The following is an 18901-nucleotide window of genomic DNA, read 5'->3' as shown; positions in this document are numbered from 1 at the left end:
CGCGTTGGAGAATGCAATGACCGATAAAGCGTTCGCTCAGGCTGATCCTGACTGGCTGGCATTGATCAGCGCAGCACGTGACTGGCTGTCCGGCCCCCTCGGGCAATTCCTGCTGGATGAAGAGCGGCGCATGCTCGAAGACGAGCTGGGGCGTTTCTTTGGTGGCTACCTGGTGCATTACGGGCCGTCGGCCCAGACACCGCCGTCGGCGCCGCAGGTGCAGCGCAACGTACGCCTGGGTGCGCCGTTGCCTGGGGTCGAGATCGTCTGCGAGGAACAGGCCTGGCCGCTGAGCGAACATGCCGCCGATGTGGTGGTGCTGCAGCATGGGCTGGATTTCTGCCTGTCGCCTCACGGCTTGCTGCGCGAAGCAGCGAGCAGTGTGAGGCCCGGCGGGCATTTGCTGATCATTGGCATCAACCCTTGGAGCACTTGGGGGCTGCGTCATGTGTTTGCCCATGACGGCTTGCGCAAGGCGCGTTGCATTTCCCCGTCGCGGGTGGCTGACTGGCTGAACCTGCTGGGCTTCGCGCTGGAGAAACGCCGCTTCGGGTGCTATCGTCCGCCGCTGGCTTCACCCACCTGGCAGACCCGTCTGGCCGGTTGGGAGCGCAAGGCCGGTGACTGGCAATTGTCCGGTGGTGGCTTCTATCTACTGGTGGCGCGCAAGATCGTGGTCGGTCTGCGGCCGGTCCGTCAGGAACGTCGCGAGCCGATGGGCAAGCTGATCCCGTTGCCGATGGCCAAGGTCAATCGTCGCAACATCGAACCGTGATATTTCCTTTTTTCGACCGGGGTTGCCCCGGTCCCGGGCGTCGTCGATCAGTGATTGGCGGGCCTCTGCATTTTCTGGATAGATTGGCATGAGCGATAGCGTAGAACTCTTCACCGATGGCGCCTGCAAGGGCAACCCTGGCCCTGGCGGCTGGGGCGCATTGCTGGTGTGCAAGGGCGTGGAGAAAGAACTTTGGGGTGGCGAAGCCAACACCACCAACAACCGCATGGAACTGATGGGCGCGATTCGCGGCCTGGAAGAGCTCAAGCGTTCGTGCGATGTGTTGCTGGTGACCGACTCCCAGTACGTGATGAAAGGCATCAACGAGTGGATGGCCAACTGGAAAAAACGCGGCTGGAAAACCGCAGCGAAAGAACCGGTTAAAAACGCCGACCTGTGGAAACTGCTCGACGAGCAGGTCAATCGCCACAACGTCACCTGGAAATGGGTGCGCGGGCACATTGGCCATCACGGCAACGAACGGGCCGACCAACTGGCCAACCGTGGCGTGGATGAAGTGCGCGGGTTCAAGCAGGCCTGAATCGAATTCAACCGGTGTACCGAGTCGCAGCCTTCGCGAGCAGGCTCGCTCCCACATTTGATCTCATAGAGCGCAAATCCTGCGTTCACCTACGATCCAGTGTGGGAGCGAGCCTGCTCGCGATGGCCGCGACTCGGTGTATCTGAAGTTCCCGGCAAGCGTGTTAACATTGCCGCTTTTGCCCGATTGACCGATTGAGAGCTGAGCACCCGATGGCCACCAGATCCGTTGTACTCGATACCGAAACCACCGGCATGCCGGTGACCGACGGCCACCGGATTATCGAAATCGGTTGTGTCGAGTTGATCGGTCGGCGCCTGACCGGCCGGCATTTTCACGTTTACCTGCAGCCGGATCGCGAAAGTGACGAAGGCGCCATCGGCGTCCACGGCATCACCAATGAATTCCTGGTGGGCAAGCCGCGTTTCGCCGAGGTGGCCGAAGAGTTCTTCGAGTTCATCAAGGGCGCGCAGCTGATCATCCACAACGCGGCGTTCGACGTTGGCTTCATCAACAACGAATTTGCCCTGATGGGCCAGCACGATCGTGCGGACATCACCCAGCACTGCTCGATCCTCGACACCTTGATGATGGCCCGGGAACGCCACCCGGGTCAGCGCAACAGCCTCGACGCCTTGTGCAAGCGCTATGGTGTCGACAACTCCGGCCGTGAGCTGCACGGCGCCTTGCTCGACTCCGAGATCCTGGCCGACGTCTACCTGACCATGACCGGCGGCCAGACCAGCCTGTCCCTGGCGGGTAACGCGTCGGATGGCAATGGCTCCGGCGAGGGCGCGGACAACTCCGCCACTGAAATCCGCCGCCTGCCGGCCGACCGCCAGCCGGCGCGTATCATTCGCGCCACTGAAGACGAACTGGCCCAGCACATGGCGCGCCTGGAAATCATCAGCAAATCCGCCGGTGGGCCGGCGCTGTGGTTGCAATTGGCTGAGGCCGAGGCCAAGGCCGAGGTTTCGGCGTAGGTTCGTTAACAAGATCGCAGCCTCGTTTCACTCGACAGCTCCTACACAGCTGACCCATTTCAGTGCATCGCACTCGCCACATCCGCTGCAACCCTCTACCCTGAGGTGATTGACAGGCTCTGGCCTGCCGCCTCAGGACACTGAGCCCCATGTATAAAGATCTGAAATTCCCGGTCCTGATCGTCCATCGCGACATCAAGGCCGACACCGTCGCTGGCGATCGCGTGCGGGGTATCGCCCGGGAACTGGAGCAGGAAGGTTTCAGTATCGTCTCGGCGATGGATTACACCGAAGGCCGGCTGGTCGCTTCGACCCATCACGGCCTCTCGTGCATGCTGATTGCGGCGGAAGACGCCAGCGCCCACTCGCATTTGTTACAGAATATGGCCGAGCTGATCGGACTGGCGCGCGTGCGTGCGCCGGATCTGCCCATCTTCGCCCTGGGCGAGCAAGTGACCTTGGAAAACGCGCCCGCCGACGCCATGGCTGAGCTCAACCAGTTGCGCGGCATTCTCTATCTGTTCGAAGACACCGTGCCTTTCCTCGCACGCCAAGTGGCGCGGGCCGCGCGCAAGTACCTGGATGGCCTGTTGCCGCCGTTCTTCAAGGCCTTGGTGCAGCACACCGCCGACTCCAACTATTCCTGGCACACCCCCGGTCACGGTGGCGGGGTGGCGTATCACAAAAGTCCGGTGGGGCAGGCGTTCCACCAGTTTTTCGGGGAAAACACCCTGCGTTCGGATCTGTCGGTCTCGGTGCCGGAACTGGGTTCGCTGCTGGACCACACCGGGCCCCTGGCAGAGGCGGAAGCGCGGGCGGCGCGAAACTTCGGCGCTGATCACACCTTCTTCGTGATCAACGGCACCTCGACGGCGAACAAGATTGTCTGGCACTCCATGGTCGCTCGCGACGACCTGGTGCTGGTGGACCGCAATTGCCACAAGTCGGTGTTGCACTCGATCATCATGACCGGTGCCATCCCGTTGTACCTGTGCCCGGAACGCAATGAACTGGGGATCATCGGGCCGATTCCGCTGAGTGAGTTCAGCCGCGAATCGATCCAGGCCAAGATCGATGCCAGCCCGTTGACCAAGGGCCGGTCGCCGAAGGTCAAGCTGGCGGTGGTGACCAATTCGACCTACGACGGCCTCTGCTACAACGCCGAGCTGATCAAGCAGCAGTTGGGCAATAGCGTCGAGGTCTTGCACTTTGACGAGGCCTGGTACGCCTATGCGGCATTCCATGAGTTTTTCGCCGGGCGCTACGGCATGGGTACATCCCGCAGTGAAGACAGCCCGCTGGTGTTCACCACCCATTCCACGCACAAGTTGCTGGCGGCGTTCAGCCAGGCGTCGATGATTCACGTGCAGGACGGTGGCGCCCGGCAGCTGGACCGTGACCGTTTCAACGAAGCCTTCATGATGCACATCTCCACGTCACCGCAATACGGCATTATCGCTTCACTGGATGTGGCGTCGGCGATGATGGAGGGTGGGGCCGGGCGCTCGCTGTTGCAGGAAATGTTCGACGAAGCCCTGAGCTTTCGACGGGCGCTGGCTAATCTGCGCCAGCACATCGCCGCCGACGATTGGTGGTTTTCCATTTGGCAGCCGCCGTCGGTGGAAGGCATTAATCGGGTGGTGACCGAGGACTGGCTGTTGCAACCTGCAGATGACTGGCACGGTTTTGGCGAAGTCAGCGACGATTATGTCTTGCTTGATCCGATCAAGGTCAGCCTGGTGATGCCGGGCCTGACCGCAGGCGGTGCGCTCAGCGATCGCGGAATTCCGGCGGCCGTGGTCAGCAAGTTTCTCTGGGAGCGCGGGCTGGTGGTGGAAAAGACCGGGCTGTATTCGTTCCTGGTGCTGTTCTCGATGGGCATCACCAAGGGCAAGTGGAGCACGTTGCTGACTGAGCTGCTGGAGTTCAAGCGCAGCTACGACGCCAATGTCAGCCTGGCCAGCTGCCTGCCTTGCGTGGCCCAACAACATGGCGCGCGCTATCAGGGCATGGGATTGCGCGACCTGTGCGACCAGTTGCACGCCTGTTATCGCAGCAATGCCACGGCCAAACATCTCAAGCGGATGTACACGGTGCTGCCGCAAATCGCCATGAAGCCGGCTGACGCCTATGATCATCTGGTACGTGGCGAAGTCGAAGCCGTGTCGATCGATGCCCTGGAGGGGCGCATCGCTGCCGTCATGCTGGTGCCATACCCGCCGGGCATTCCGTTGATCATGCCCGGAGAGCGCTTTACCGAGGCGACCCGCTCGATCATCGACTACCTGGCGTTTGCTCGCACGTTCGACAGCAGCTTCCCGGGTTTCGTCGCTGATGTACACGGATTGCAACACGAAGACGAGGGCAATGGGCGGCACTACACCGTCGATTGCATCAAGGAATGAGGACCTTTCCCAGTATGCAACCGGTCATGAATCCGAATTACCCAGGGCTGTCGGTGCGTGTCGCCGACGAAGGCTTTGCCGCTTACATATGGGGCAGTGATTTCAGTTTTGAAGTCGCAGCCTACGGTGCTCCCGAAATTGGGCAGCCGGTGGAACAGTGGCAAGTCACGCCCATCACCCCTTATCGCAAGTGTTATGGCATCGATCCGGAAGAGTTCAGCAGCTTTCGCGATGCCGCCGACAGTGCGATTTTCATGGCGTACCTGGATGACGAACCCGTTGGCCACCTGGTGATTAGCACCAACTGGAACGGTTTTGCCCATATCGATGAGTTGGCGGTGCATGCTCCGGCCAGGCGGCACGGTGTGGCCAAGGCGTTGCTGGATGTGGCGCAGTTCTGGAGTCGCAAGAAGAAACTGCCCGGCGTCATGCTCGAAACCCAGAACAACAACCTGGGCGCCTGCCGGCTGTACGAACGTTGCGGCTACGTGATCGGTGGTATCGACCATCTGCGTTATCGGGGTATTGACCCCAACACCGCCGAAGTGGCGCTGTTCTGGTACCGATTGTTCGACAACCCGCTGGAAAATCCGATCAGTTCGCCAACATCACCGCGGCTTGTTCCGTGATGATCGCCAGCAACGCCTGGAGGGCAGGCGAGGGCTCGCCGTTCTTCAGGGTCAGGGCGTAGAGGGTGACCGGCACGGCGGGTGCCAGCGGGCAGGCATCGAGCCCGGCCGACTTGGCGCCCAGGGCGGTGAAGGGGTCGACAATGGCCAGGCCTTCACCGGCCTCGACCATGCTGCGCATCATCTGGTGAGTTTGCACCCGGGTCTGTATGACCGGCGCCGGCCGCAGCCCATGCAGTTTGTTTTCCAGCGCCGGGCTGAGCGGATCATGGCCTTCAAGGCCGACCATCGCCTGGCCAGCCAGGTCCTGCAGCGAGATGTACTTCTGCTTGGGTTGCAGCCAGCCGTGGGGGGCGAGCAGTTGCAGCTTGCCTTGGGCGATCGGCTGGCAATGAATATCGGCGTGATCGGGATCATGCAGGCTCAGGCCCAGATCGCTTTCGCGCAGCAGCAGGCTGCGGACGATCTCGCGGGTGGGCTGGCTCAGGAGCGTACAAGGCGCGTCGGGCAGGCGGCGGCGTAGCGCTGCGATGCTTTGCGGCAACAATTGCTGGGCCAGGGGTGGGGTGCAGATGAGGCGTAACGGCGGGGCCAGGTATTGCCTGAGGCTACTGGCCAGGCGTTGCACTGGTTCGAGCGCATCGTAGACACGATTGATTTCGACCTGCAACGCCCGCGCCTCACGCGTGGCCTGCAAGCGTCCGCGAACGCTTGCGAACAGCATGAAACCCAACTGATCCTCGGCGTCGCGCAAAATGCGTTCGACTTCGGCCACTGGCAACTGCAGCCATTCGGCGGCGGTACCCAGGTGACCGGTCTGCAGGAGCGCCTGGATCACTTCGATATGGCGTAAGCGCATGCGTGAAGTCCATGTTCAGCAGGTGAAGGAGTCAGTGACTGAATCCTAACCCAAGTCTGCGCCTATGACTTCTGCTCATAACGACAGGTTATGAAACGACGTTCATGACCGGTTCACGGATGATGGTCACGCCCGATTGCACCAGCATGAATTCGTTTTCATCGAGCTTGTTCACGCGATCGCCAATGGCCAGCTTGTAGGTGGTGACGGGCGTCCCGCCTGCGAAACCGTCTGCCGATGGCGTGGATTCCTGGAACTCATGTACGGAATAAATGCGGCCTTCCGCGTCTCTTGCATGGAACTGACCGACGAGTACTGCTGCCATCTGCTTAGAACCTCTGGAGATAAATCACTCAATGTGCGGTTGGATAGACCGCCACCGAGTACGGTAAGTTTTCCTACGTAAAAAAAATAGTTCAGGACGCGAATATACCGGTGTTCATTGGCTGAACCGGCGCCTGATCATCTATAACTACTGGCTTCTCCCACGGACAATCGAGCGTCTTCCATGAGTAATGTCTATACCATCGCCGTAGTGGTCGGCAGCCTGCGCAAAGCATCGATCAACCGCAAGGTTGCCCTCGCGCTGGCGGACCTGGCGCCGGCCAACCTCAAGCTCAGTATCGTCGAAATCGGCGATTTGCCGCTCTACAACGAAGACATCGATGGTGCTTCACCGCCGGCAGCCTACAGTACTTTCCGACAACAAGTCAGTTCATCCGACGCAGTGCTCTTCGTCACTCCGGAATACAACCGATCGGTGCCTGCCCCGATGAAAAACGCCATCGACGTGGGTTCGCGCCCCTATGGCAAGAGTGCCTGGAGTGGCAAGCCGGGTGCGGTGATCAGTGTTTCGCCGGGGGCGGTCGGTGGATTTGGTGCGAACCACCACTTGCGCCAGTCCATGGTGTTTCTCGATGTGCCGATGATGCAGCAACCGGAGGCCTACCTCAGTGGCGCCGGTTCCGCGTTCGACGAGGCGGGCAACCTGTCCGAGTCCGTCAGGCCGTTCCTGCAGAAATTCATCGATGCCTACGGCAAGTGGGTTGAACAGCACAAAAAGCTTTGATGCTTTGGATGACTAGCCGTTGGCCAGTCGGCTACAGATCATGGTTTCCATTTCCGACAACCAGGCGGCGGTTTGTGCCGCCGCAGGTTGCGCGGTGACGCAATAACGCCGTCCGCCCCACGCCATGATGACCCAGGCATCGACGGTTGCCGCAGAGGGGGCTACTGGCAAGTCACTGCAGGCGGCGAACGCTTCGCGCCATTTCTGCGACAGTTCCTCGAACACCCTTTGATGATGCTTCGGCTCGGCGATCTGGTGTTCGATGAGCAGCACGGCATGGTTGAACAAGGGCTGTTGCTCGTCGTCGGGGTTGCAGGTCAGGCGTATGAGGCGCTTGATCCGGGTCGGCCAGTCCAGGTCATTGGCCTGCACAACCGCTTCATCCATGTGCCGTAACAAGGCATCCAGGCGATGTCGGATGTAACCGGACAGCAGGGCCTCCTTGCTCGGGAAATAGTCGTACAGCGTGCCAATCGCAACGCCTGCTTCGAGCGCCACTTCCCGGGTGGTCAAGCCGAACCAGCCGTCCCTTCGCCAAATCCGAACAAATGCCTGGTAAATCGCCTCCACGGTGAAAATCGCCCGGGCCTGACTCGGCCGTTTCAGCGGTTTTGCCCGGGGATTGATGCTGCCCTTGGTGTTTCCGAACCCGCTCTTCATCGGCTGCCATTACTCTGGTGCTACCCGCCACACTTGCGCAGCAGGAGACTGAAGGATGCAAAGTTCATTTACGGTAACACGGCTGATAACCCGTAAAAACGCCCTGGACCAAAGCCGGATCGAACAGGCGCAGCGAAGCCTGGTGCCGGCGGCGGGCGAGGTGATCTTGAAGATTGACCGCTGCGCGCTGACGACCAATAACATTACCTACGCCGCCTATGGCAATTCGATGAACTACTGGGGGTTCTTTCCTACAGGTTTGGCGGACTGGGGGCACGTCCCTGCCTGGGGCTTTGCCGATGTCGTGGCCTCGGACGTGGCTGGTATCAACGTCGGCGAGCGCTTCTACGGGTATTTCCCGATTGCCAGCCATCTGTGGATGCGCCCGGAGCGGGTCACCGAACGGGGCTTCTACGATGGTGCCGAGCATCGACAAGGGTTAACCTCGGCCTACAACCAATACACCCGTTGCAGTTGGGATTCGTACTACAGCCCGGACACCGAAAACCTGCAGATTTTGCTCAAGCCGCTGTTCCTGACCTCCTCAATGCTTGCGGACTTCTTGCAGGACAAGCAGTTCTTTGGCGCAATGCGACTGGTGTTCTCCAGCGCTTCGAGCAAAACCGCCTACGGTACCGCGGTCTGCCTGGGCAATCATCCCGGCCTGGAACGCGTTGCGCTGACCTCAGCCGGCAACAAGGCCTTTGTCGAGACCCTGGGCTGTTACGAGCAAACGGTGTCTTACGCGGATTTGGCTAGCCTGCCCAATGATCGTCCAACACTGTATGTGGATTTTTCCGGCGACCTTGAATTGCGTGACCAGGTGCACCGGCATTTTGCCGGGCAGTTGCTCTACAGTTGCTTTGCCGGCTCGGCACAAAGCACCGACGAGGCCCGATTGACAGCCATCGAGGGCCCGCAACCAGTGTTCTTTTTTGCGCCGATCCAGATCCGCAAGCGCAATGCCGATTGGGGTCCGGAAGGGGTCAGTCAGCACATCGGCGAGGGCCTGCGGCAGTTTTTCCGGAAGGTCACGGCCAATGAACCGCCGTTGCTGAAGGTGATGGAAAGTCAGGGCTACGAAGCGGCGCAGACTGTTATTTCTCGCCTGTTTCATGGACAGGTCGCGCCGGTGGAGGGGCATGTGATTCGGTTGTGACCGGATTGGCCCCTTCGCGAGCAAGCTCGCTAAGGGGTTGGTTCTGTAGGAGCCAGGCTTGCCGGCGAATGTGCCTGTGCGGTGGGTCAGGCCTGGCGCCTTCGCCGGCAAGCCAGCTCCTACAGGGGGGGCGGTTCAGGCAGCAAAACACTCAAGCCTGCCCCGGCACATTCGGCCAAAGATCCGACACTAGAAACAACCGTTCCGCTTCCTCCCAATCGCCGTGGGCATTTTCCGTCAGGCGCACCAGCAACTGCGCCGGTGCCAGCGGCTCCAGATCGCTCAGCCAAGCCTGCAACTGTTCAGCGTCCCAGGTCTGCTCCTTGGGGTAGTGCGCCGGGGCAAGCCAGGCATGGCGGGGCAGGGGTTGCCAGCGGCCGGGCGGACTCTGCGCGAAGAATTTCGTCCAGTCCTTCTGATGCAGCCAGCGCCCGCGCAAGTGCTGTGAATGTGCGCCATTGGGCATTGCGGCCTGCCCCGGCCACGGATAGAGCAAATAACCACCCAGCCACAAATGCGCGCTGAACTGCCGGATATCCAGCGCCGCCAGGACTTCGCGACTCTCCGGGCGCGCGGAGATCGGCAATTGGTGCTGGCTCAGGTGTGCCAGTTTGCGGTCCAGCCGATCGTGGCAACCCGGGCCGAGCCACTGCGCGGTGTCGTGCCCGTCGCCGTTCTGCGGGCCGAGGTAAAGCTTGATCGCCAGCTCCAGGTGATGCACGCCGTCGCGATCGCGCAGCAGCATGTCCAGCTCACCCAGGGTGTGACCTTCGCGGCGGATCGGCATGTTGGCGGCAATCAGCTCGATACCGGGCGCATGCTGCACGGCAAACTGCCAAAGCCGTTCATAATACAGGCCCAGGCGTCGGGTTCGGGCCTGGGCCAGCCAGTGCAGCAAGCCGTAGCTGTCCCGGTCGAGTTTGCGCAGCCAGGTTTCCAGGTGTTCCGGGGCCTGCACCCAGTCGCTGCCGGCCAGCGGATGTCGTTGCGGCCAGGGCGTGGCGCTGAGCATCGGCGGGGCGAGGATGACCCACGCCAGGTCGCGCACTTCGGGGTGGCGCAACTGGTGGGGTAACTGCAGCAAATCTGGAAATAGGATCATCTTGCGAGCATAGCCCGAATCGTGAGAACACCTTGAGGCTGAAAGGATTTTGTCTATCCTGCGCTTTCACCCATAATCGTGCTTTTCGCCGTCGCTGAGCTTAGGGGCCCCATGGAGCAATTTCGTAATATCGGCATCATCGGACGCCTGGGCAGTTCCCAGGTGCTGGATACCGTCCGCCGACTGAAACGCTTTCTGCTCGATCGTCACCTGCACGTGATCCTCGAAGACACCATTGCCGAAGTCCTGCCGGGCCACGGTTTGCAAACCTCATCGCGCAAGATGCTCGGCGAAGTCTGTGACATGGTGATTGTGGTCGGCGGTGATGGCAGTCTGCTTGGCGCCGCCCGTGCGCTGGCCAAGCATAATATCCCGGTGCTCGGCATCAACCGGGGCAGCCTGGGGTTTCTCACCGACATCCGCCCCGACGAGCTGGAAATCAAGGTCGCCGAAGTGCTCGATGGCCACTATCTGGTGGAGAACCGCTTCCTGCTGCAAGCGGAAGTTCGTCGTCACGCCGAAGCCATTGGCCAGGGCGATGCGCTGAACGATGTGGTGCTGCACCCCGGCAAGTCGACGCGCATGATCGAGTTCGAACTGTACATCGACGGCCAGTTCGTCTGCAGCCAGAAAGCCGACGGCCTGATCGTCGCCACGCCCACCGGCTCCACGGCCTATGCGCTCTCCGCCGGTGGCCCGATCATGCATCCCAAGCTCGATGCTATTGTGATTGTGCCGATGTACCCCCATACCTTGTCAGGCCGGCCGATTGTGGTCGATGGCAACAGTGAGCTGAAAATCGTCGTGTCCAAGGATATGCAGATTTACCCGCAAGTCTCGTGTGACGGGCAGAACCATTTTACCTGTGCGCCCGGCGACACCATCACCATCAGCAAGAAAGCCCAGAAGTTGCGGCTGATCCACCCGCTCGACCACAACTACTATGAAGTGTGCCGGACCAAGCTCGGCTGGGGCAGCAGGTTGGGTGGTGGAGGCGACTGATGCTCGATCCCGCGCGTAGCTACGACCTGATCGGTGACGTGCACGGTTGCGCTCTGACCCTTGAGCACTTGCTCGACCGGCTCGGTTATCACAAGCAAGGCGGCGTCTGGCGGCATGCCTCGCGCATGGCGGTGTTCGTCGGCGACATCATCGACCGCGGTCCACGGATTCGCGAGGCGCTGCACATCGTCCACGACATGGTCGAGGCTGGCCAGGCGCTGTGCATCATGGGTAACCATGAGTTCAACGCCCTGGGCTGGGTGACCCCGGCATTGCCCGGCAGCGGCAAGCAGTACGTGCGCGAGCACACCCCGCGCCATGCGCGCCTGCTGCATGAGACCCTGACCCAATTCGAACACCATCCGGCGGACTGGCATGACTTCCAGCAGTGGTTCTATGAACTGCCGCTGTTTATCGATGCCGGACGCTTCCGGGTAGTACATGCCTGCTGGGATGCCGGGTTGATCGAACCGCTGCGGGCGTTGTTCCCCGATGGTTGCGTCGATGAGCACTTCCTGCAGGCCTCGGCCGTGCCCGACAGTTTCGCCTGCACGGTGTTCGACCGCCTGTTGCGCGGCACCGACATGCGCCTGCCCCATGGCCTGACCATGACCAGCGGCGACGGTCTGACACGCTCGTTCTTCCGTACCAAATTCTGGGAAGACGACCCGCAAACCTACGGAGACATCGTGTTCCAGCCCGACGCCTTGCCCGACCCGGTGGCCCGAACGCCACTGTCGTCAACCGAAAAAAACAACTTGCTGCGCTACGGCGCCGATGAGCCCTTGCTGTTCGTCGGCCATTATTGGCGCAGCGGAAAACCGGCGCCGATTCGTCCGAACCTGGCGTGCCTGGACTACAGTGCGGTGCTCTACGGAAAACTGGTGGCCTATCGACTGGACCAGGAAACCCGGCTGGATCCGCACAAGTTCGTCTGGGTCGATGTCGAGCGACCGGAGGTGTTGCAATGAGCCGGGTCGCAGTCTTGCGCCTGCCGCTGGCGGTGGATCTGAGCGGGTTCGTCAAGTTGCTGCAACGCATGCAGGTGCCGCATCGGGTCAGCGAAGAAGCGGGCGAGCAGGTGCTCTGGGTGCCGGCCAACATCAGCGACGACGTGCGCGTATTGTACGAACGCTATCCCGAGGGCGATCCAGAGCACAAACTCGACATTCCGATCGCGCAGTCGACGCGCCGGCCGAACTTCGCCGATCAGGTTCGCCATGGCAAAGCCACTGCGGCTGTGCTGCTTCTGACCCTGGTCGTCGGCGCGCTGACGCTGCTGGGCGATAACCTGAGCACCCTGCGCTGGCTGACGTTTCTCGATTTTCGCGTGGTCGGCGAGTACATCCATTTCGTGCCATTGGCCGACAGCCTGGCGGCGGGGCAGTGGTGGCGCCTGGTGACACCGATGCTGATTCACTTCGGCTTCCTGCACCTGGCCATGAACGGCATGTGGTATTGGGAGCTGGGGCGACGTATCGAATCGCGCCAGGGCAGTATCAACCTCATCGGCCTGACCTTGTTGTTCAGCCTCGTGTCCAATTATGCCCAGTTCGTGTTCAGCGGCCCGACCCTGTTTGGCGGGTTGTCCGGGGTGCTGTACGGCCTGCTCGGGCACTGCTGGATTTTTCAGATATTGTCGCCCAACAGCGCCTATCGCCTGCCCCGTGGGGTGTTGGCGATGATGCTGATATGGCTGCTGCTGTGCCTGTCCGGGCTGGTCTCGATGATCGGCTTCGGCGAAATTGCCAACGCGGCCCACGTCGGCGGGCTGCTCGTCGGATGCTTGACCGGTTTGTTGGGTGGTTTGTACAACCGCCGTAAACTGGCCGCCTAAAACTGTTATGTGATTCAAAGAGCGCGGAGACCCAATGTCCTCTTTTAACGAAATGATCAAGAACATCACCCCGGATATCTACCAGAGCCTGAAACTGGCGGTGGAAATCGGTAAATGGTCCGACGGTGGCAAGCTCACCGCCGAACAGCGCGAACTGTCGCTGCAAGCGATGATCGCCTGGGAAATCAAGAACCTGCCTGAAGAAGAGCGTACTGGCTACATGGGCCCGCAGGAATGCAGCTCCAAATCGATTCAAGTACCCAATATCCTGTTCAAGTCGGATGCCATCCATTGATTGAGATTGGCCGCGGTGCAATCAGTAAAATGTCGGCGCGCCTGGACGGGCCGAACGTGCAATATGCCTTTCGCCTGGGCGACGTCGAGGTTCCGGTCAATCCGTTGATCGGCACCACGGTGCGCCTGGAATACCTGGGGGCGATCCACTGCACCCATTGCGGACGCAAGACCAAAACCAGTTTCAGCCAGGGTTACTGCTATCCGTGCATGACCAAGCTGGCCCAGTGTGACGTGTGCATCATGAGCCCGGAACGCTGCCATTTCGACGCCGGTACCTGCCGGGAGCCGGAGTGGGGCCAGACGTTCTGCATGACCGATCACATCGTTTACCTGTCGAATTCCTCCGGAGTGAAAGTCGGGATCACCCGCGCCACCCAGTTGCCGACCCGCTGGATCGACCAGGGCGCCAGCCAGGCGCTGCCGATCATGCGCGTGGCGACCCGCCAGCAATCGGGCTTCGTCGAAGACCTGTTTCGTAGCCAGGTGGCGGACAAGACCAATTGGCGTGCCTTGCTCAAGGGCGATGCGGTATCGGTGGACCTGCCGCAGATCCGTGACCAGTTGTTCGACAGCTGCGCCGAGGGCCTGCAAGGCTTGCAGGAGCGATTCGGCCTACAGGCGATCCAGGCTATTTCCGACGTCGAACCGCTCGAAATCCGCTTTCCGGTGGAGCAGTATCCGGCGAAAATCGTCAGCTTCAACCTGGACAAGAACCCGATTGCCGAAGGCACGCTGATGGGGATCAAGGGCCAATACCTGATTTTCGACACCGGCGTGATCAACATTCGTAAATACACGGCTTATCAGCTCGCCGTGCATAGTTAAGGACTCCAGCATGCGCACCGAACAACCGAAGATGATCTACCTCAAGGACTATCAGGCGCCCGAGTACCTGATCGACGAAACGCACCTGACCTTCGAGTTGTTCGAGGACCACAGCCTGGTCCATGCGCAACTGGTGATGCGCCGCAACCCCGAGCGCGGCCCGGGCCTGCCGCCGCTGGTGCTCGATGGCCAGCAGCTGGAATTGCTGTCGGTGACCCTGGCCGACCGCGAGCTGGGCATTGCTGACTACCAATTGACCGAGAATCACCTGACCCTGCAGCCGACCAGCACCACCTTCACGGTCGACACCAGCGTCCGGATTCACCCGGAAACCAACACCGCGCTGGAAGGCCTGTACAAGTCCGGCACGATGTTCTGCACCCAGTGCGAGGCCGAAGGCTTCCGCAAGATCACCTATTACCTCGACCGTCCGGACGTGATGAGCACGTTCACCACCACGGTGGTCGCCGAACAGCACAGCTACCCGGTGCTGCTGTCCAACGGCAACCCGATCGCCAGCGGTCCTGGCGAAGACGGCCGGCACTGGGCGACCTGGGAAGACCCGTTCAAGAAACCGGCGTACCTGTTCGCGCTGGTGGCCGGTGATTTGTGGTGCGTCGAAGACAGCTTCACCACCATGACCGAGCGTAACGTAGCGCTGCGCATTTATGTCGAGCCGGAAAACATCGACAAGTGCCAGCACGCCATGAACAGCCTGAAGAAATCCATGCGCTGGGATGAAGAGGTCTACGGTCGCGAGTACGACCTGGACATCTTCATGATCGTTGCCGTGAACGACTTCAACATGGGCGCCATGGAGAACAAGGGGCTCAACATCTTCAACTCCAGCGCCGTGCTGGCGAAGGCCGAGACCGCCACCGACGCCGCGCACCAGCGGGTCGAGGCCATCGTGGCCCACGAATACTTCCACAACTGGTCGGGCAACCGCGTGACCTGCCGCGACTGGTTCCAGTTGTCGCTCAAGGAAGGCTTCACGGTGTTCCGCGATTCCGGCTTCTCCGCCGACATGAACTCGGCGACGGTCAAGCGCATCCAGGACGTGGCCTACCTGCGTACCCATCAGTTTGCCGAAGACGCCGGTCCCATGGCTCACGCGGTACGGCCGGACAGCTTCATCGAGATCTCCAACTTCTACACCCTGACCGTGTACGAAAAGGGTTCGGAAGTGGTCGGCATGATCCACACCCTGCTTGGCGCCGAAGGCTTCCGTAAGGGCAGCGACCTGTATTTCGAACGCCATGACGGCCAGGCCGTGACCTGCGATGACTTCATCAAGGCCATGGAAGATGCCAATGGCGTCGACCTGACCCAGTTCAAGCGCTGGTACAGCCAGGCCGGCACACCTCGTTTGGCGGTGAGCGAGTCGTATGACGCCGCGAAAACCTACAGCCTGACCTTCCGCCAGAGCTGTCCGCCCACCCCGGACAAGGTTGAAAAGCTGCCGTTCGTGATTCCGGTCGAACTCGGCCTGCTCGATAACCAGGGCGGTGAACTTGCCCTGCGTCTTGCCGGTGAAGCGTCGGCACAAGGGACTTCCCGGGTTATCTCGGTGACCGAGGCCGAGCAGACGTTCACCTTCGTCGACATCGCCGAACAGCCGCTGCCTTCGTTGCTGCGCGGTTTCTCGGCCCCAGTGAAACTGAGCTTCCCGTACAACCGCGACCAACTGATGTTCCTGATGCAGCACGACAGCGACGGCTTCAATCGTTGGGATGCCGGTCAGCAACTGTCGGTGCAGGTGCTGCAGGAACTGATTGCCCAGCAGCAGAAGGGTGAAGCGCTGGTGCTGGATCAGCGTCTGGTTTCGGCCTTGCGTACCGTGCTGTCCGACGAGACGCTGGACCAGGCGATGGTCGCCGAAATGCTGTCGCTGCCAAGCGAAGCGTACCTGACGGAAATCAGCGAAGTGGCCGATGTCGAGGCGATTCACATCGCCCGCGAGTTTGCCCGCAAGCAATTGGCCGATGCGTTGTTCGAGGGCTTGTGGCTGCGTTACCAGGCCAACCGCGACCTGTCGAAGCAGACCCCGTACGTGGCCGAAGCCGAGCATTTCGCCCGTCGCGCCTTGCAGAACATCGCGCTGTCGTACCTGATGCTCAGCGGCAAGCCCGAAGTGCTGGCGGCGACGCTGGAACAGTTCGACGCCTGCGACAACATGACCGAACGCCTGACCGCGCTCGCCGTGTTGGTCAACTCACCGTTCGAACAGCAGAAAGCCAAGGCACTGGCCAGCTTCGCCGAGCACTTCAAGGACAACCCGTTGGTCATGGACCAGTGGTTCAGCGTCCAGGCCGGCAGTGTGCTGCCGGGTGGCCTTGATCGGGTCAAGGCATTGATGCAGCACCCGGCGTTCAACATCAAGAACCCGAACAAGGTGCGGGCGCTGATCGGCGCGTTCGCCGGGCAGAACCTGATCAACTTCCATGCGGCGGATGGCTCCGGGTATCGCTTCCTGGCGGATCTGGTGATCGAGTTGAACGGCTTCAATCCGCAGATTGCTTCCCGGCAGTTGGCGCCTTTGACGCGCTGGCGCAAGTATGATGATGCGCGTCAGGCGTTGATGAAAGGGGAGTTGGAGCGGATTCGGGGTTCGGGGCAATTGTCGAGTGATGTGTTTGAGGTGGTCAGCAAGAGCCTGGCTTGAGTCTGGCTTGAACTTGGCGGCCTTCGGGCCGACCAGGTTCATGGGGGCTGAGTACATATCCATTCCTGCGGTAACGGCGGCTGGCGGTTTCGCCCTTACGGCGACTCACTTTTTTTTCAAACGCCAAAAAAAAGTAAGCAAAAAAAGGCTCGCCCCGAGCGTCCGGCCCCTCGCTGGGGCTCGGGGTTCCTTCGCTCCGGTATCCATCCGGGGACACTGCCCTCCGGTTGGCTTCGCTGCACCTACATGCAGCGTGTTCGACTGCGTCGAACGGCGCTGCGCGCCACTCCCCGGATGAACACCTCCGCTCAGCCTCCCGAAGGGGCGGGTGGATCAAAATCAAAAGCAAGCGAGGCGAGCTGACACTCGACCTGTTTTGGCGAGGTAGCATCTCCCTACTGTAGGAGCCAGGCTTGCCGGCGAACCAGGCGCTGCGGTTTGTCTGTTGTACCGCGTTATCGTTCTTCGCCGGCAAGCCTGGCTCCTACAAAGAAAACGCGTACGGCTCCCAATCAGGTCGGCTTTAAGGACGCCTCGTTTTGGCTGTTGATCTTGATCTGGCTTTTGATTTTCTTGCCCCATCGCGGCGACCCACGGAGCAGGACCGGAGCGAGGGTATGCCGAGCCTTAGCGAGGCACCGAACGCCAGGGGCAAGAGCCCTTGGTTACTTGGGGCTCTTCCAAGTGACTCGCTGTAAGAGCGAAACCATAGGTGGCCGTTACCGCAGAAACGGATATGTACACCAACCCCCCCCCCCAACACCAACACCAAAACCACAATCACCCCTCCCAATACCCAATCATTCAGCAACCCCCCCATCCCCCTCCGGTTAACAAAACATAACGTGCCGTCGATTGTCAGCCGTCGAAAAACACCGATAGGATAAGCCTGCTTCCGAAGGGGCTCTGGATTGCGGGTTTCAAGGCTATGCTTTGAAAAGGGTCATCCCGCGAACAACCCTTACGGCGCCCTGAAAGGTTGAACGACCTAACAATAATAAAGGGGGAAGGTCTATGAGTGAGCCTGTCATGGGTGTGGGTATCTGCCGCCCGCCGGCATTGCGCAAATTCGCGTTGCTGGCTACAGCGCTCTCGCTGTTGGGCTGTGCCGTGTGGTCGGCACCGGTGCTGGCCGCTGACGCGCCGGCATCCGACGTGGTTTATTCCGTTGAATCGGCCAAGGCCAGCAAAAGCCTGGTGCTCGATGTGGTGCATGCCGGCAAGCGCCTGGTGGCCGTCGGGGATCGCGGGCACATTCTGTATTCCGATGACCAGGGTTCGACCTGGACCCAGGCCAAGGTGCCAACCCGACAGCTGCTGACCTCGGTGTTCTTTGTCGATGACAAGCGTGGCTGGGCCGTGGGTCATGACGCGCAGATTCTCGCCAGCGACGATGGCGGTATCACCTGGACCAAGCAATTCGAAGATCTCAAACGCGAATCGCCGCTGCTCGACGTCTGGTTCCAGGACGCCAACAGCGGCTTTGCCGTGGGCGCCTACGGTGCATTGATGGCCACCACCGACGGCGGGAAAAACTGGGAAGACGTCAGCGATCGCCTGGACAACGAAGACCAGTTCCACCTCAACGCCATCACGGCGGTAAAGGATGCTGGCCTGTTCATTGTCGGCGAGCAGGGCAGCATGTTCCGCTCGGTCGATTGGGGCCAGACCTGGGAAAAACTCGAAGGTCCGTACGAGGGTTCGCTGTTCGGTGTGATCGGCACCGCGCAATCCAACACGCTGTTGGCCTATGGCCTGCGCGGCAATCTTTACCGCTCCACGGATTTCGGCAGCACCTGGGAGCAGGTCGAGCTCAAGGCTGAACGCGGTGACCTGGAATTCGGTTTGTCCGGCGGTACTTTGCTCGACGATGGCTCCATTGTGATCGTCGGCAACGGCGGCTCGGTGATCAGCAGCAGCGACAACGGTGAAACCTTCAGCGTCTTCAACCGTCGGGATCGGATCTCGCTCTCATCGGTCGTCGCCGCGGGGAACGGCAATCTGATTCTGGCTGGACAGGGCGGCGTTCGCGCCACTTCGCCAAATGGCGCTGAGCTGGGCAAATGAGCCGGGTTAATAATAAGAAGGCGTAG

General features: G+C 60.7%; 18 protein-coding genes. 14 read left to right on the top strand and 4 right to left on the bottom strand.

Going from position 1 to position 18901, the window contains the following annotated elements; genetic code table 11:
* Positions 1 to 16 precede the first annotated feature (16 nt).
* The 5 genes from HFK74_RS00445 (at position 17) to HFK74_RS00425 (ending at position 5333) form a co-directional block, all read left to right on the top strand.
* Entirely contained in the window at positions 17 to 775 is a 759-nt protein-coding gene (locus HFK74_RS00445; RefSeq protein ID WP_180201904.1) for a class I SAM-dependent methyltransferase, read from the top strand.
* Between the two features lie 88 nt (positions 776 to 863).
* On the top strand, positions 864 to 1316 hold the full coding sequence (gene rnhA / locus HFK74_RS00440) for a ribonuclease HI (RefSeq protein ID WP_008062270.1): 453 nt from the start codon (positions 864 to 866) through the stop codon (positions 1314 to 1316).
* A 212-nt stretch (positions 1317 to 1528) separates the two neighbouring features.
* Positions 1529 to 2299, top strand: coding sequence for a DNA polymerase III subunit epsilon (gene dnaQ / locus HFK74_RS00435; protein WP_180201903.1), 771 nt, complete (start codon positions 1529 to 1531; stop codon positions 2297 to 2299).
* A 149-nt stretch (positions 2300 to 2448) separates the two neighbouring features.
* Positions 2449 to 4704, top strand: a complete 2256-nt coding sequence (locus tag HFK74_RS00430; RefSeq protein ID WP_180201902.1) for an Orn/Lys/Arg decarboxylase N-terminal domain-containing protein — start codon at positions 2449 to 2451, stop codon at positions 4702 to 4704.
* Between the two features lie 14 nt (positions 4705 to 4718).
* A complete protein-coding gene (locus HFK74_RS00425; protein ID WP_008062262.1) occupies positions 4719 to 5333 on the top strand; it encodes a GNAT family N-acetyltransferase in 615 nt (204 codons plus the stop codon).
* Here the strand turns inward: HFK74_RS00425 and HFK74_RS00420 are convergent.
* Both HFK74_RS00420 and HFK74_RS00415 read right to left on the bottom strand, forming a co-directional pair.
* On the bottom strand, positions 5299 to 6192 hold the full coding sequence (locus HFK74_RS00420; RefSeq protein WP_180201901.1) for a LysR family transcriptional regulator: 894 nt from the start codon (positions 6190 to 6192) through the stop codon (positions 5299 to 5301). The two genes, HFK74_RS00425 and HFK74_RS00420, sit on opposite strands and share 35 nt — an antisense overlap.
* 88 nt (positions 6193 to 6280) lie before the next feature.
* The gene (locus HFK74_RS00415) at positions 6281 to 6517 is read right to left on the bottom strand and encodes a hypothetical protein (RefSeq protein WP_180201900.1); all 237 of its coding nucleotides are present in this window, start codon (positions 6515 to 6517) and stop codon (positions 6281 to 6283) included.
* A 183-nt stretch (positions 6518 to 6700) separates the two neighbouring features.
* Here HFK74_RS00415 and HFK74_RS00410 point away from each other — a divergent pair, with 183 nt between their 5' ends.
* Entirely contained in the window at positions 6701 to 7261 is a 561-nt protein-coding gene (locus HFK74_RS00410) for an NADPH-dependent FMN reductase (RefSeq protein WP_180201899.1), read from the top strand.
* 12 nt (positions 7262 to 7273) lie between these two features.
* Here the strand turns inward: HFK74_RS00410 and HFK74_RS00405 are convergent, their stop codons facing one another.
* Positions 7274 to 7921 (bottom strand): TetR/AcrR family transcriptional regulator, encoded by a 648-nt coding sequence (locus HFK74_RS00405; protein WP_180201898.1) that lies wholly within the window; start codon positions 7919 to 7921, stop codon positions 7274 to 7276.
* 55 nt (positions 7922 to 7976) lie between these two features.
* Here HFK74_RS00405 and HFK74_RS00400 point away from each other — a divergent pair, with 55 nt between their 5' ends.
* Positions 7977 to 9080, top strand: a complete 1104-nt coding sequence (locus HFK74_RS00400; RefSeq protein WP_180201897.1) for a DUF2855 family protein — start codon at positions 7977 to 7979, stop codon at positions 9078 to 9080.
* A gap of 151 nt (positions 9081 to 9231) precedes the next feature.
* Here HFK74_RS00400 and HFK74_RS00395 read toward each other — a convergent pair whose 3' ends face one another.
* Positions 9232 to 10182 carry a DUF1853 family protein gene (locus HFK74_RS00395; RefSeq protein ID WP_180201896.1) on the bottom strand — a complete coding sequence of 317 codons (951 nt, stop codon included), beginning with the start codon at positions 10180 to 10182 and terminating at the stop codon, positions 9232 to 9234.
* Positions 10183 to 10293: 111 nt separating this feature from the next.
* On the opposite strand from HFK74_RS00395, the gene HFK74_RS00390 reads away from it, so the two are divergent.
* From HFK74_RS00390 to HFK74_RS00360, 7 genes are all read left to right on the top strand, one after another.
* Positions 10294 to 11184, top strand: coding sequence for an NAD(+) kinase (locus HFK74_RS00390; protein ID WP_007944594.1), 891 nt, complete (start codon positions 10294 to 10296; stop codon positions 11182 to 11184).
* Positions 11184 to 12155, top strand: coding sequence for a metallophosphoesterase (locus tag HFK74_RS00385; RefSeq protein ID WP_180201895.1), 972 nt, complete (start codon positions 11184 to 11186; stop codon positions 12153 to 12155). Before HFK74_RS00390 ends, HFK74_RS00385 begins: the two co-directional genes overlap by 1 nt.
* Complete coding sequence (locus HFK74_RS00380; protein ID WP_180201894.1) at positions 12152 to 13021, top strand: rhomboid family intramembrane serine protease; 870 nt, start codon at positions 12152 to 12154, stop codon at positions 13019 to 13021. The genes HFK74_RS00385 and HFK74_RS00380 overlap by 4 nt, the downstream gene beginning before the upstream one ends.
* 34 nt (positions 13022 to 13055) lie before the next feature.
* Positions 13056 to 13316 (top strand): YeaC family protein, encoded by a 261-nt coding sequence (locus HFK74_RS00375; RefSeq protein ID WP_020799300.1) that lies wholly within the window; start codon positions 13056 to 13058, stop codon positions 13314 to 13316.
* Entirely contained in the window at positions 13313 to 14143 is an 831-nt protein-coding gene (locus HFK74_RS00370) for a DUF2797 domain-containing protein (protein WP_180201893.1), read from the top strand. The genes HFK74_RS00375 and HFK74_RS00370 overlap by 4 nt, the downstream gene beginning before the upstream one ends.
* Positions 14144 to 14153: 10 nt before the next feature.
* Positions 14154 to 16808: an aminopeptidase N gene (gene pepN / locus HFK74_RS00365; protein WP_180201892.1), complete on the top strand. Its 2655-nt coding sequence runs from the start codon at positions 14154 to 14156 to the stop codon at positions 16806 to 16808.
* A gap of 1014 nt (positions 16809 to 17822) precedes the next feature.
* Positions 17823 to 18875, top strand: a complete 1053-nt coding sequence (locus HFK74_RS00360; protein WP_180201891.1) for a YCF48-related protein — start codon at positions 17823 to 17825, stop codon at positions 18873 to 18875.
* The last annotated feature ends 26 nt before the right edge of the window (positions 18876 to 18901 follow it).

This window comes from Pseudomonas sp. SbOxS1 (assembly GCF_013416725.1).
Classification (GTDB): Bacteria; Pseudomonadota; Gammaproteobacteria; order Pseudomonadales; family Pseudomonadaceae; genus Aquipseudomonas.
The sequence above is the reverse complement of the archived record's forward strand: the minus strand, read 5'-3'. Positions and strand labels throughout refer to the sequence as shown.

Bases quoted from the DNA above. Each gene is read 5' to 3' on its own strand.
- HFK74_RS00445 (WP_180201904.1), top strand. From the start codon at position 17: ATGACCGATAAAGCGTTCGCTCAGGCTGATCCTGACTGGCTGGCATTG.
- rnhA (WP_008062270.1), top strand. From the start codon at position 864: ATGAGCGATAGCGTAGAACTCTTCACCGATGGCGCCTGCAAGGGCAAC.
- dnaQ (WP_180201903.1), top strand. From the start codon at position 1,529: ATGGCCACCAGATCCGTTGTACTCGATACCGAAACCACCGGCATGCCG.
- HFK74_RS00430 (WP_180201902.1), top strand. From the start codon at position 2,449: ATGTATAAAGATCTGAAATTCCCGGTCCTGATCGTCCATCGCGACATC.
- HFK74_RS00425 (WP_008062262.1), top strand. From the start codon at position 4,719: ATGCAACCGGTCATGAATCCGAATTACCCAGGGCTGTCGGTGCGTGTC.
- HFK74_RS00420 (WP_180201901.1), bottom strand. From the start codon at position 6,192: ATGCGCTTACGCCATATCGAAGTGATCCAGGCGCTCCTGCAGACCGGT.
- HFK74_RS00415 (WP_180201900.1), bottom strand. From the start codon at position 6,517: ATGGCAGCAGTACTCGTCGGTCAGTTCCATGCAAGAGACGCGGAAGGC.
- HFK74_RS00410 (WP_180201899.1), top strand. From the start codon at position 6,701: ATGAGTAATGTCTATACCATCGCCGTAGTGGTCGGCAGCCTGCGCAAA.
- HFK74_RS00405 (WP_180201898.1), bottom strand. From the start codon at position 7,921: ATGAAGAGCGGGTTCGGAAACACCAAGGGCAGCATCAATCCCCGGGCA.
- HFK74_RS00400 (WP_180201897.1), top strand. From the start codon at position 7,977: ATGCAAAGTTCATTTACGGTAACACGGCTGATAACCCGTAAAAACGCC.
- HFK74_RS00395 (WP_180201896.1), bottom strand. From the start codon at position 10,182: ATGATCCTATTTCCAGATTTGCTGCAGTTACCCCACCAGTTGCGCCAC.
- HFK74_RS00390 (WP_007944594.1), top strand. From the start codon at position 10,294: ATGGAGCAATTTCGTAATATCGGCATCATCGGACGCCTGGGCAGTTCC.
- HFK74_RS00385 (WP_180201895.1), top strand. From the start codon at position 11,184: ATGCTCGATCCCGCGCGTAGCTACGACCTGATCGGTGACGTGCACGGT.
- HFK74_RS00380 (WP_180201894.1), top strand. From the start codon at position 12,152: ATGAGCCGGGTCGCAGTCTTGCGCCTGCCGCTGGCGGTGGATCTGAGC.
- HFK74_RS00375 (WP_020799300.1), top strand. From the start codon at position 13,056: ATGTCCTCTTTTAACGAAATGATCAAGAACATCACCCCGGATATCTAC.
- pepN (WP_180201892.1), top strand. From the start codon at position 14,154: ATGCGCACCGAACAACCGAAGATGATCTACCTCAAGGACTATCAGGCG.
- HFK74_RS00360 (WP_180201891.1), top strand. From the start codon at position 17,823: ATGAGTGAGCCTGTCATGGGTGTGGGTATCTGCCGCCCGCCGGCATTG.